Raw genomic sequence first — 12,282 nt, 5'->3', positions numbered from 1 at the left:
CCACCGTTGCTGAACCGAATATCTGGAACTATCTCTGCCCGTAATTCCCGGTAAAAACTAACGCACGACCGTATCACAGAGCGTCCAGGAACTCTCTGCGCTGGCCGAAGATCTCGACGAACAAGTGTCAAAATTCGAAACGAAGACAGGGGTTGACACGGCCTCACGCGGGGGTGCTCAACCCCGGACAGCCGCTGACGGTGGCCACTAGTCGAGAAAACTACTGCTAGGAAAAGACTCAACACTTGCTTGGCTGATGTTTGATAGACCCGATGTCACAAAAGACGATCCACGTTTTACATGTCGATGATGAGCCAGGATTTGCGGATTTGACCGAAACGTTTCTCGAACGTGAAGAAGATCAGTTCACCGTCGAAACAGCGACCAGCGCTACTGACGGGGTTGAGATAATCGATGACCGACCACCCGACTGTATCGTCTCAGACTACGATATGCCCACGATGGATGGGATCGAATTCCTGCGGACTGTCCGGTCTGAGTATCCCGATCTTCCGTTCATCCTGTTTACAGGCAGGGGGAGCGAAGAGGTGGCCAGCGACGCAATCTCTGCGGGAGCGACTGACTATCTGCAGAAGGGATCTGGGAACGAACAGTACAGATTGCTAGCCAACCGGATCCTGAATTCAGTCAAACAGTACCGGTCGGAGCGACAGCTTCGGGAAACGCAAGCCGAGTACTCCGCGGTGTTTGAGAACGCACACGACGCTCTCCTTCTGGTCGAAATAGAGGAAGACGGGTTCCGATATCAGCAGTGCAACCCGCGGGCGGTCGAACTAATCGGGCGAGATCGAGCAGAGATTATCGGAAACACACCACGCAAAGCGCTCGGCCCAGAGAACGGAAAGAAGGTAACCGGAGCGTACCGCAAGTGCGTTGAGCAAGGCAGTCCGATTGAATATACCGTTACGCTCGATTTGCCTACTGGTAACGTGACGCGAGAATGTCAGGCCGCCCCGATTCCGACGGATGGCGAAATCGTACAACTCGTTGTGTCCTTTCAGGATATCACCGAACGCCGCAAACGCCAGCAGGAACTCGAAGAGGAACAACGGTTCGTCCAGCAAAGTCTCAATACGCTGAATGACCTTTTCTATGTTGTCGATACGGACCGAAAGCTCCAGCGTTGGAACGATTATGTTCTAGAGCTTACGGGGTATTCCGAATCCGATCTCAAGGGAACGGATATTAGCGAGTTCTTTCCTGACGATGAGGTCGACAAGATCGTCCATGCAGTTGAAGGCACACTGAATACCGGTAACGCCACTGTCGAGGCGGACTTACTCACCAGCGATGGCAGGCGAATTCCCCACGAGTTCCGAGGACAGCACCTGACTGACTCGGACGGAAAGACGACCGGAATCGTCGGGATCGGGCGAGACCTGACTGAGCGTCGCCAACGTGAACGACGGTTCCAGGCACTCGTTCAGGAGGCAGACGATGTAATTTCGATCGTCGACGCAGAAGGGCGATTCCAGTACCAGAGTCCGTCTGTTGAGCGTATTTTGGGATACGATTCCGACGAAACGATAGGCGATTCAGCATGGGAGTACATCCATCCCGAAGACCGAGAGAAAGTAAAGAAACAGTTCGAAGACTGGCTCGCCAGACCCACGGATACGACAGGTCAGATCGAATACCGGGCTCGCCACGCCGATGGATCGTGGCGCTGGATGGAAGCTCGCGGCAACAATCAATTCAGTAATCCCGCCGTTGAGGGATTTGTAATCAACAGCCGAAATGTTTCGGACCGGAGGGAACGTCAGCTAAAACTCGAACAAATCGAGACTCTCTTCGAGCATGCACAGGATGCACTGTTTCTCATCGACCTCACCGATAACTTCACAGTCGAACGGGTGAATCCAGCCTGGGAAACGATGACAGGGATTCCGGCTGAGCATGCTCTCGGTAAGGCCCCGAGCGAAATTCTTAACGAAGCCGCAAAAGAACGTACCGAAGCGAAATATCGCCAGTGTATCGAGCGACAAGAGCCGCTTTCGTATGAAGAGGTCATAGAATTTGGTGAAAGAGAGACGTATTGGCGGACGAAAATTGCGCCGGTAGTAATTAATGATACCGTCGAATACCTCGTTGGCTCGACACGAAATATTACCGAACGCAAGAAACGAGAACAGGAACTAAAAGAATATGAATCGGTTATTCGGGCTCTATCAGATGCGGTATACGTGCTTGACGACGACGGTCAATTCACGTATATCAACGACGAGTTCGTTGAGCTGGTCGGCTATGACAGAGAGCAGATTCTCGGTAGCGGGCCAGCGTTAATCAAGTCTGAAGACGCCGTCAACCAAGCAGAGCGACAGTTGGGACGGTTATTATCAGATGACGGCCCTGAAGCGGTAAAATTCGAAGTGATGATCCAGCCCCGTGAGGGTGACCCGATTGTTTGTGAGGATCACATGGGGATCATCCCATACGAGGGTGAGAATTTCGATGGCTCGGTTGGGACGCTTCGAGATATCACTGAATACAGAGAAGAGCGATCGAGGCTCGGACAGCTCAATTAGCTACAAACTATCGATACAAAGTTCTGAAACCTGACAGTTCAGTCCGCCATGACTTCGGCGGTAGCGCCGGGCTCGGGTTCGGGAGTTGCTGGTTGCTTGCTGAACGCTTCGCGCTCTGTCCAGACAAAATACACGTATGGTGTCTTCGCAACCAGATCGAGGTATGCGATGATCATGGCGGTCCCTGCCACTGAAACGGCCCCGATACCGGCGGGACTGGTTAGCCAGATCACCGGGTACGCGATCCACAGAAGACCGACGTGGTTCTGCAATATTTTGAACAGTCGAAACCGCTCTCTGTTTTGTTTCGCGTACTGCGGAAGAACGGTGTATAGAATGCCAAGCAAGACGAGGTGGAACGCCGAGGATACACCGAACCCGATCCAAGTTCCGATCCCCGTCTGCAGAGCTGCTATTGCACCGACTGCGATCATCAGAGCGTCTGCGACGCCAACGCCGAAGATCCACCGTCGCGGAGCCCCCGCCACGTATGCAACGTATCCAACCAAAATCGGTGTGGTCACTAGCCAATCCAGATACCGGAACAGATACACATCGTTACCGTCGACGGTAATCACTGCGATATCTAGCACCATCATCAGATACGAAATCGCCGCGAATCCGGGAATGATCAACAACCACGCAAACGCTCCTACGTCGTTGTCGACAGTTTCGTCCCGGAGTAATGCCGTCGCGATGCCGATCCCGAATAGAAGGCCGACAAAGCTTAGCGAGTACGCGACGGTGATTTCAGGCGCGGGCATCAGTTTTCACCTCCATCAGTAACTCTGGTCATCTTCTGTTTTGACTCGTCTACGTCAATATTGAACACCGAAAGTTCGGTCACCAGTTCCGTCGCGTTCTGTTCGAACTCATCGAGCGTGGTGGCAATCGTCTCAAACTGTACTCGCTGACTCTCGATGGAATCCGACACGTCGTTGGCGGTAGTTTCAGTCCGCTGACTGATCCCTGATACCTCTTCGACAGCGGTCGCAGTTGATTGGACCGTTTCGGCCTGGTCGGAGGTCGCGCCGTTGATTTCGGCAATCCCGTCGTCGATGTCTTCGACAGACCCGGCAATCCGATCTAGTTCTTCGATGGCAGACTCGACGGTGTCAGTGCCACGGGTCACCCGCTTTCGGGTTGTCCGGACGGACTCGGCTGTATCGGCAGTGTCGTCTCGGACATCTTCGACCATCTGGGAGATTTCTTCGGCCCGCTTTCGGGTTTCTTCGGCCAAGCTTTTGACTTCGTTCGCAACGACCGCAAACCCATCGCCGCTCTTTCCGCCCTCTTCGCCGCTGCGGGCAGCCTCGATCGAGGCGTTCAATGCGAGTATGTTCGTTTGATCGGCGATTTCGTTGATTACTTCTACGATCTCGGTGATCTCTTCGGTACTGTCGGTGAGGGCTTCTATCTGTTCGACAGCAGCCTGTGTTTCTGACTCGATAGCTTCCATCTCGCTAATAGCTTCGGTAGCCGCTTCCCGTGCCTGCCGGCTGGCAGTCGTAGCCTCGTTACTTGTCGTTGAGAGGTCATCCGTCGTTGCAGCGATTTCTTCTGCTGTTGCGGACATGTCCTCAACATCCTGCGTGATCGTTTCGAGTTGCTGGCGCTGTTGTTTCGTGTCGGCGGTTATTTCGTCAGTTATTTCGACGGTCTGATCAACTGTTGTTTCGGCCTCGTCGGTCAGCTCGACCAGTTCGGTAGTGTCCTGTTGGATCTCGAGAGCGAAATTGGCGACAGTGCCCAACGCAGCCTGGAGATCGTCTATGGTGTTGTTGAACTCTCGCCCGATGGTCTCCATCGCCTCGTGTTCAGTATCGACATCGATCCGTACGTTCAAGTCGCCGTCTGCGGCCTGCTGCATGGCTTGGGCGTATCGCTGAGCGGTCTGTTGGTATCTTTCAGCCATCTCTTTCGAACGTTGCCGCTCTTTTTCCGCCTCCGTCCGGGTCTCTTCGACCTCTTCGAGTTGATCAGACAGCGAATTTCGCATCGTATCGATCGCACTGTAGAGCGTTCCGAATTCATCGGCTCGGCCCGACCGGAGTTTAGTGTCGAGGTCGCCATCGGCGATGGTCTTTGCTCGGCGTTCTAATTCAACGATCGATGCGATAGTGTTCGTTCCGTTGATTGAGCCCAGTGCCAGTAGTCCGGCCCAGGTTGCCATAACCGCTGCTTCGACACTCTGTGTTGCGAATCCGATGGCTGTAACAAACCCTCCGGTAATAGTGTACCCGAGGACCAGTTTCACGCCATATGAACTACGCAACACGTTTGCTTGAGCAGCCATACTCGGTCTCTACTATACTCCCGACTATTTTAGAGGCCAATACGATTACGACTACTGAAATTCTACTTTTTAGGAACTCGATTGTGTAATTATATCTGTAGTTTCCCATCCGTTCTCCATCCAGGACGGTTTATTTAATAACCACTCGAACACCGATTAGAAAGAAAATATTCGAATTATATGCGGGAAAATAGGATAAAAATTCCGATTTGATTACCCAGCCGACGAGGACAGTCTCGCCGGGAATGCTCTCCCGGAGCTGGTAGTGCGTGAGGACCGAACGCGTCTTTCGGAGAATCTTCAGAAAGTTCAGCAAAAAAATCCAGAATCAATCCGCCGTCCCTATATTGGACGAACGGCTGGCGGCGATGAAATCGATATTATCCTACTGGCTCGAGGAATCGAGATTGATGGGGATCCAGCGGTACTCGGGACTGTTCTTGATGTCGGCAAAAGTGAGGAGGAGTACTGGGAGCTCCGTCGGCAGCGTGACCGGCTCGACGAATTTACAAGTATCGTCTCACACGACCTTCGAGGGCCGCTAAACGTTGCCAAGGGTCATCTCGAATTGCTTGCCAGCGACTCGGAGCTTGAGTCGGCGGAAATCGAGACACTCGAGAAAGCGACGGATGCGATTGATCGAGCGGAAGAATTGCTGGAGGACGTGCTGACCCTCGCACAGCAGGGAAAGGTCGTCGAGGAAACAGAGATGGTTGGACTTCGGGAGGTTGCAGAGTCGACGTGGGAGTACGTTGAAACCGAGTCAGCAGAGCTTGACGTATCGGTGAGTGGCACGATCCGCGCTGATCCGAGCAGACTACGGGGGCTTTTCGAAAACCTATATCGGAACGCTATCAAGCATGGTGGACCGGCAGTTCGTGTTCGTGTCGGCGAGCTTGATACCGGATTTTATGTTTCAGATACTGGTCCCGGGATTCCGGAAGCCAAGCGTAAGGAGATCTTCGATACGGGATACTCAACCAGTGAGGCCGGGACAGGATTTGGATTGCAAATCGTCAAGCAGGTCGCCGAAGCGCACGGGTGGGATATAAACGTTACCGAGGGCGTTGACGGAGGCGCTCGGTTCGAGTTTACTGGTACCGACTCTACGAGTTGACCACCACCGAAGACATCAATTTTATACTCAGCCACCGGTCGGAGCCTCGGACGGGGGGATTCGAACTATGAGCACTCCGGAAGTAAATTCCGGACACTGGTTAGTCACCCAGGGAACGAGTCGAGTCGATCTAATTGAAGCGACTAGTACCCCCTATTTATCGATGCAAGTATTGGAACAGTCGGTAGTGGGACGCTCTGGTTGTGGGTACCGTTCGTAAAGATCCGGAACACTGCTCCGGATATGCCACCGTCCCCCACGAAAGCATCGTTACTGTCCCTATTCTCAGTTCCTGTAGACCACGGTTTGTCGCATTCCGAAGGGTCAGTACACTCCGGTTTCGCTGGAGGATTTTATCCGTGTCTCAGCCACGAGTGTCCGCAATTGCCTATCTATCTATTATTCTAAACTCAATAAGGGCTCGCAGGCCGAACCTGCCGACACGCGATTCAAAGCCCCTAGGCTCTTTTTTAATGCTGTGTAGCCTGTCGAAAAACGCACAGCGCTCAACTCACTACCGGATGCGACTCCGATACCTCCGGGTTTGAATTGACCTGTACGTCGAACCGAGTCCCACCACTGTCACTTCGGGTCACAGCCACCTCCCACCCGTGTGCATCGGCGATCCGTCTGACAATCGCCAGACCGAACCCCGTTCCGTCCTCTACCGTCGTGTATCCGGGCTCGAATACGTCCTCGTGGTTGGCCTCGTCGATTCCGGGACCGTCGTCCGCAACGTAGAATCCACTCTCCGTACGCCCGACGGTGACGGTGACCGGCGACGGACAGTGTTCGACAGCGTTTCGAAACAGGTTTTCAAGAAGTCGCCGGAAACGCGACTTGTCGGCGTCAATACGTGCCGTCCCCTCGGGAATATAGAGACTATCCTGTGTGGACCCGAACGGCTCCCACGCTTCGGTGGCCAGTCTACCGAGATCTATCGGCTCGGTTTCCGAGACGGCCTCACCCTCCTTTGCGAGCGTGAGTAACTCGTCGATCATTCGGTCCATTCGATCGAGCTCCGACTCCAGCGTGTCGAAGTGGCTTTCGTCAGCTGTCGATCGAGCCAGCGTAGCCGCCGTCTGGGCGTTACCTAACGGCGTTCGGAGATCGTGTGAAACGATCGACGTGAACTCTTCGAGCCGTTTGTTCTGTCGGATGAGTTCCTTTCGCTGGCGTGTCTCTCGGGTCGCATCCCTGAGAATGCCGACAGAGCCCCGGAAATCCTCGTCGAACGGCAACGCAGCCATGTGGTCGTAGCAGGGAACTGTCTCGCCGTCCTTCCGTCGGATATCGACTCTGAACTTTTTCGATTCCGGTCCGTCGGACGAGACTATCTCTGCAAGTATATCGTTCGCCCGCTGTGCCGCCTCGTCTGTTTTGATTTTCTCCGGTTGGCTGCCGATTATTTCTTCGCGGTCGTAGCCGGTGAGCGTGAGGAACGCTTCGCTGACATACTCGAATTCGGCCTCGTCGTTGACGACATAGACGGGGTAATCTAATGCACGGAGGACAGTCGAGTATCGTTCGGACTCGATTTGGGTTTGATACTCTTTTGCGGCGTGTTTGACTCGGTTGGCGAGCCGGCGGTGTTGTTCCGGGCCGCCTTTCTGGAAGTAACCAGTGACACCGGCGTTGATCGCCTTGCCCGCGATTTCTTCGCTCCCCTTCCCTGTATAGAGGACAAACGGCAGCTCTGGATGCTCTTTTCGGACCTCGGCGAGCAGTTCGAGCCCGTCCATTCTGGGCATTTCATAGTCGCTGATCACGCAATGAAACGCCCCGTCCTCGATACGCTCGAGCCCCTCAGTAGAGCCAATCGCGGTCGTTATGTCAATTTCGTTGAATTCCTTTTCGAGGAACGCTTTGGTCAGATCGAGAAAGCCTGAATCGTCATCGATATGTAATATCTTTATCGGCTCAGAAATGATTTTCTCGGGTCTTTCGATCGACATTGGATCTATTAATGTTTTGTCGTTGATCCTCAAAAACCCGGTGAAAGTAGTACTCGTTTCCGCCACTTTAGCAGCACGATACATCAATTGCTAAGAACTTCTGCACGCTGTATATATCTTTTGATAAGACTGTGGTTTCGAATCACCGGGGATTATCACTCGAGATCCGTCTCACACCCAGTCACAACAAGACAAATTCCGTCAGTTCGTTCGGGCTTTACCGTGATCTCCCACCCGTGGGCTCGGACAATCGTCCGCATATTCGCTCCAATTACGCCCGCCTCTGCGTGTGGCACCGCCGACCCATACTCGAACAACTCATCAGCGTCGTCGGCGCGTATCGTCTCCCCATCGGTCGTTATGATAAATCCTCTCTCAGTTAGACTGATCGATAGTACCGAGGCGTCAGTCTCACCGCCGAGCCGAACCGCGTATCGAACCAACTCCTTCAGCCGAGTGGGCCCCGCTTTGATTCGGCCTTCACCCTCAATTTGCACGTCGATCTCTTCAGCTCCAGCGATCGACTCCCCCTGCTGGACGAACCTCTCAAAATCGATCCAATCGGGCTCGTTGATTCGCTGGCCTAGCCGTGCTAACGTCGTCAGATCGTCAATAACAGTATACATCCGCTCGGTCACCTCCTGAATCGTCTGGATCCTCGCCTCGGCGTCTTCTTCGGCGTATTGCTCAATGTCCATTGCAAGTAATTTGAACTGTCCATCGATGATCCCGAGCGCATTCCGGAGTTCATGAGCAACGGCAGCGCCGAAGCCTTCCAGTTGCTCGGACTGTCGTTTCAACTCCCGACGCTGGCGTTCGACCCGGGTTACGTCCATAAAGACGAGCGCTTGACCGACCAGTTTGCGCCCTACCGTGAGCGCTGTCTGTCGCAGCATGTAATACCGGGGTTCGCCTGCCTGCTCGAACGTCACTACCCCGGACGCCGCGTCAGCGAACAGATCGGTTTCAGCTGCCAGTAACCCGTCGCCTGCCTCGTTATCAGCCACGGCACCCGCCGGTGAAAACATCTGCCCTCGGCCGTCTGTCAGACTCAGTTCGTCGATAGCGGACATTTCGGCGGCGATCTCGGGCAACACTGTTTCCATCCGCTGACCGACTTCTACTGCCGGAAACAGCCGGGCTGCTGCCGCGTTCGTTTCCCAAATCACACCGTCCTCGCCGACGATGATGATCGCCTCGTCAAGCTGATCCAGCACTTGTTGGTGCCCAGTCCAACGAACCTGCTCAAACGTTGTTGTTGCTACATACAGGGTTCCCAGACCAAAAGCAGCAACCCCGATCGGCTCGTAGTTGAGTGTCAATAATTGTGGACCAGTTACCAGCCCAGCCACGTCGAGCAGGACCGGCCAAGCCGCCAGGCTAACGATACCAACCAACTGGGTGGTCGGAATCTCACTTAGGCGGAATGTCTCAAACAGAATGTAAAATCCGATCGCCGACCCAGCGTAGGCGACAAACAGTACAATCCAATGAAGCGTGCCCAGTTCGATAGCGACGTGAGTAAATGGATCGCTCACGACAGACGCAACGAAGTACTGGCCGTGAAGCGGATTAGTGAGTTTCAGCACAGTCACTACGACGAACATGACGAGGGCCGCCAGCCGTATCGATCCTTGCTGATGGTACTCGTGGCCGGCGTACGCAGAGCAAAAATACAGCCACGAGAATACGGTCGCAAATCCGGCGATAAGCCCACCAGTATAGCTGATGGTCGCAACAACGACCGTACTGGTGCTCAGTCGGACGGCCTGGGCGAACGCCCACAGACCACTCGTTATCAGGAGAGAATAAAGCCCATACCGGGTTTCACGATGGCTAATGCCACGACTCCGCCACAGTGCTCCAAAACAAATAATTCCAGCCGTGACAAAACTCGCTACGTAGATCGCTCGTAGCATCACATATTATCGACTCTAGTTTGCTCCATGTTCGGTAACCGCCAATATATTGTTTCGTTTAATGGTAACTGATGTGGGGTTGTTAAAGGAGTCTATTTGTCGATACGTCTCTGTCTCCTACATAATCAGTAACCCTGTAACAAACAGTCCAACCCGGATCGATTATTAACGAGCCGAGTTGTCGTCCGATTAGTAGGATAGATCCGGAGTGGTTTTTATACCATTTGGTATACCAAGCTATTGTGCTATTAATTAATACGTATTCTTTGAGCATATGAGAACAGAGCTTTCGCAACCGGTCAACGGCTCTAACTTATGCGCCACATGCAACCAACGGGATGGAGTAGTCTACCGGATGCGGTTGCACAACCGGGATGGCACACACACCGATATCGAACTAGCCGTCTGTAAGCGATGTTTCGATTCCTATCACAGTCTCGAATGGATCGAAATTTCGGATAAAGTATAGTAGCGCGATCAGCGGCCATTTCCGGCGACTATGCTTCTACTACGCTGCAAATTCTTCCTGTAACAGAGACGCGTTCGACAGCAATCACATACAGCCGATAGCTGGCTCAATATGAGCACCGATTACACAATCGGGGAACTCTCACACTTCCATGAGACTTGACGCGGAAGGATAAGATATCGTCTGTTGATTCATACTGTGTAACTAACGGAGACAATATTAGAGATCGTCCAGGTGTTCTCGGCGTTGTTCCATCCCTTCCCTCGGAATGCTAATCCTATTGCATCTCAGGCACTCGTTTAGAAACGTTTGCTCGATCCAGTCTTCCAGTAACTGACAAACGAGGTCCGACAAAGGAATAAGCCCCTCGCCGCCTGTACCGTTCTTGGTCGTTGTTCCCCCTTCAGGCCAATAGACGACTTCTGGCGACCCCTCTTCGGAATCGAATTCGGACACATCAAGCGAACGGATCGGACCAACCCGCATCATCGTGTGCCACATTAGCGCGATCACCACATGCGGACGGGAGGTGTACTCGTAGCGCCGCAAGCACTCGGGGAGTTCCTCGGCTACCCCTTCATCCAACATCAGGTCACCGACGGTATCGTCGCCGGTCAGCGTGGGGGAATGGATCTTCACGTAGAGATCTCCTGGCGCGCCATCGGTTGATTCTACCCAGCGAATCACACGCCTAGCGTATCTGTCTGCGTCCTTTCGGTTGCTGGCACAAGATCGCCGTCGTCGCGTCGCCACGGCCGGCACCGATGCAGTTCTCGCTCTGTCAGTTCTTCAGATCGGGATCCCTCCTTGATCGCCCCGGCGGGCGAAGTGACTCAGCCGAGATCGATGTGATCGAATCGTCGCTTCGGTGACGTCGTTCTTTCTGTTTGCGGGATACAACTCGAGTGTGTTTCCGTCTCGATTGGTTCGGGGCCGATGATTCTGGGGGTGTGAACACGTACTCCGAACCACTGTGTTCAGAATGGCGATTTCGAGCGTTTCGGACCCGAAAGAACGATCGTCCGCCCTGCAAGCGGGAGCCTGCAACGCCCATTCGTTTTCCGAGCGGTTGGAGTCAGACAGCCTACGGCGAGTTTTATAAAATACCTCCCGAAGTGCGGTTACGATTTTGAGTTCTCGATCTTCGCAGTTTCGACCTCGTTGATACCCAAATCTGCTATTTCAGCTGTAACCGATGGTGGAAGCGTTTCTATTGTCTCGTTAATTTGTGGATCGATCTCTACGCCGTCGATTTTCGTGTTGACCAACTTGCCCCGGCTACCGTGTGCAACCACTTCGAACTCGAATGGTCGGTCGTGTTCGTCAACAGCATGTACCCAGACTTTCGAGAGCCCGTTAGGGCTCTCCCAGTAGAGTCTGTTCACAACGGTGAGAGTGCCAGCTGGCGGAACGCACGACGATCCACAGGCTGCGCATCGACCCGAATGTGGTGACGAGCCGAGATAGTTGTACTCTGTTCCGCACCGGTAACACTGGAGAGTGAGCGTAATCAACGATTCTTCCATCGGCATTCAGAGTCGACCCTCTCGTCCTGGATCGACGTCAATAGCATCCACAGGACATACGTCCACACACAGCATGCAGTCGATGCACTGTGACTCATTAGCCGGGTCAGGTTTTATTTCGCTCTCCGGATGGCCCGGTGTGTCTACCCATTCGAATACGTCGACAGGGCAGTCTTCGAGACAGGCGCCGTCGCCGATACAGATGTCAAAGTCGACAGCAACGTGTGTGCCGTGGATCCCCAGTTGCCCCGGTTCGTCCACCGGTCCCCAGACTGTATGCCCTTCGTGTTGCTCGACGACCTCGCGGGTGTCCTCAAATTTCGGATCGATAGCCATAGTGTGTTTTGTGTGGAGATAGATCAGCTCGGACGGATCACTATCCGAGCGAGCCCTCCATTTCGAGTTCGATCAGCCGGTTGAGTTCGACCGCGTACTCGATCGGCAACTCTTCGGT

The 12,282-nt window shown here is 53.7% G+C and carries 9 protein-coding genes; 2 read left to right on the top strand and 7 right to left on the bottom strand.

From position 1 onward, the window contains the following. Window positions 1–272 precede the first annotated feature (272 nt). Complete coding sequence (locus KM295_RS16140; protein WP_256031269.1) at window positions 273–2,546, top strand: PAS domain S-box protein; 2,274 nt, start codon at window positions 273–275, stop codon at window positions 2,544–2,546. 38 nt (window positions 2,547–2,584) lie between these two features. Here KM295_RS16140 and KM295_RS16135 read toward each other — a convergent pair whose 3' ends face one another. After that, window positions 2,585–3,310, bottom strand: coding sequence for a bacteriorhodopsin (locus tag KM295_RS16135; protein WP_256031259.1), 726 nt, complete (start codon window positions 3,308–3,310; stop codon window positions 2,585–2,587). After that, a complete protein-coding gene (locus KM295_RS16130) occupies window positions 3,310–4,719 on the bottom strand; it encodes a methyl-accepting chemotaxis protein (RefSeq protein WP_256031257.1) in 1,410 nt (469 codons plus the stop codon). Before KM295_RS16130 ends, KM295_RS16135 begins: the two co-directional genes overlap by 1 nt. Window positions 4,720–5,107: 388 nt before the next feature. On the opposite strand from KM295_RS16130, the gene KM295_RS16125 reads away from it, so the two are divergent. Further along, a complete protein-coding gene (locus KM295_RS16125) occupies window positions 5,108–5,959 on the top strand; it encodes a sensor histidine kinase (protein ID WP_256031256.1) in 852 nt (283 codons plus the stop codon). Between the two features lie 506 nt (window positions 5,960–6,465). Here the strand turns inward: KM295_RS16125 and KM295_RS16120 are convergent. The 5 genes from KM295_RS16120 to KM295_RS16100 all read right to left on the bottom strand — a co-directional run bounded on the left by KM295_RS16120 (window position 6,466) and on the right by KM295_RS16100 (window position 12,164). Next, window positions 6,466–7,914: a sensor histidine kinase gene (locus KM295_RS16120; protein ID WP_256031255.1), complete on the bottom strand. Its 1,449-nt coding sequence runs from the start codon at window positions 7,912–7,914 to the stop codon at window positions 6,466–6,468. Between the two features lie 155 nt (window positions 7,915–8,069). Next, window positions 8,070–9,833, bottom strand: a complete 1,764-nt coding sequence (locus KM295_RS16115) for a sensor histidine kinase (RefSeq protein ID WP_256031254.1) — start codon at window positions 9,831–9,833, stop codon at window positions 8,070–8,072. Between the two features lie 688 nt (window positions 9,834–10,521). Then, on the bottom strand, window positions 10,522–10,941 hold the full coding sequence (locus KM295_RS16110; RefSeq protein WP_256031252.1) for a site-specific integrase: 420 nt from the start codon (window positions 10,939–10,941) through the stop codon (window positions 10,522–10,524). A 482-nt stretch (window positions 10,942–11,423) separates the two neighbouring features. Beyond that, entirely contained in the window at window positions 11,424–11,834 is a 411-nt protein-coding gene (locus KM295_RS16105; protein WP_256031250.1) for a hypothetical protein, read from the bottom strand. After that, window positions 11,835–12,164, bottom strand: coding sequence for a 4Fe-4S dicluster domain-containing protein (locus tag KM295_RS16100; protein ID WP_256031248.1), 330 nt, complete (start codon window positions 12,162–12,164; stop codon window positions 11,835–11,837). Between the last annotated feature and the right edge of the window lie 118 nt (window positions 12,165–12,282).

The sequence above is a fragment of the Natronomonas aquatica genome (genome assembly GCF_024449025.1).
Lineage (GTDB): Archaea > Halobacteriota > Halobacteria > Halobacteriales > Haloarculaceae > Natronomonas > Natronomonas aquatica.
This window is presented reverse-complemented; position numbering and strand designations above follow the sequence as displayed.

Coding starts and splice junctions, on each gene's coding strand:
- KM295_RS16115 (WP_256031254.1), bottom strand. CDS start 9,833: ATGCTACGAGCGATCTACGTAGCGAGTTTTGTCACGGCTGGAATTATT.
- KM295_RS16135 (WP_256031259.1), bottom strand. CDS start 3,310: ATGCCCGCGCCTGAAATCACCGTCGCGTACTCGCTAAGCTTTGTCGGC.
- KM295_RS16120 (WP_256031255.1), bottom strand. CDS start 7,914: ATGTCGATCGAAAGACCCGAGAAAATCATTTCTGAGCCGATAAAGATA.
- KM295_RS16130 (WP_256031257.1), bottom strand. CDS start 4,719: ATGGCAACCTGGGCCGGACTACTGGCACTGGGCTCAATCAACGGAACG.
- KM295_RS16140 (WP_256031269.1), top strand. CDS start 273: ATGTCACAAAAGACGATCCACGTTTTACATGTCGATGATGAGCCAGGA.
- KM295_RS16105 (WP_256031250.1), bottom strand. CDS start 11,834: ATGCCGATGGAAGAATCGTTGATTACGCTCACTCTCCAGTGTTACCGG.
- KM295_RS16100 (WP_256031248.1), bottom strand. CDS start 12,164: ATGGCTATCGATCCGAAATTTGAGGACACCCGCGAGGTCGTCGAGCAA.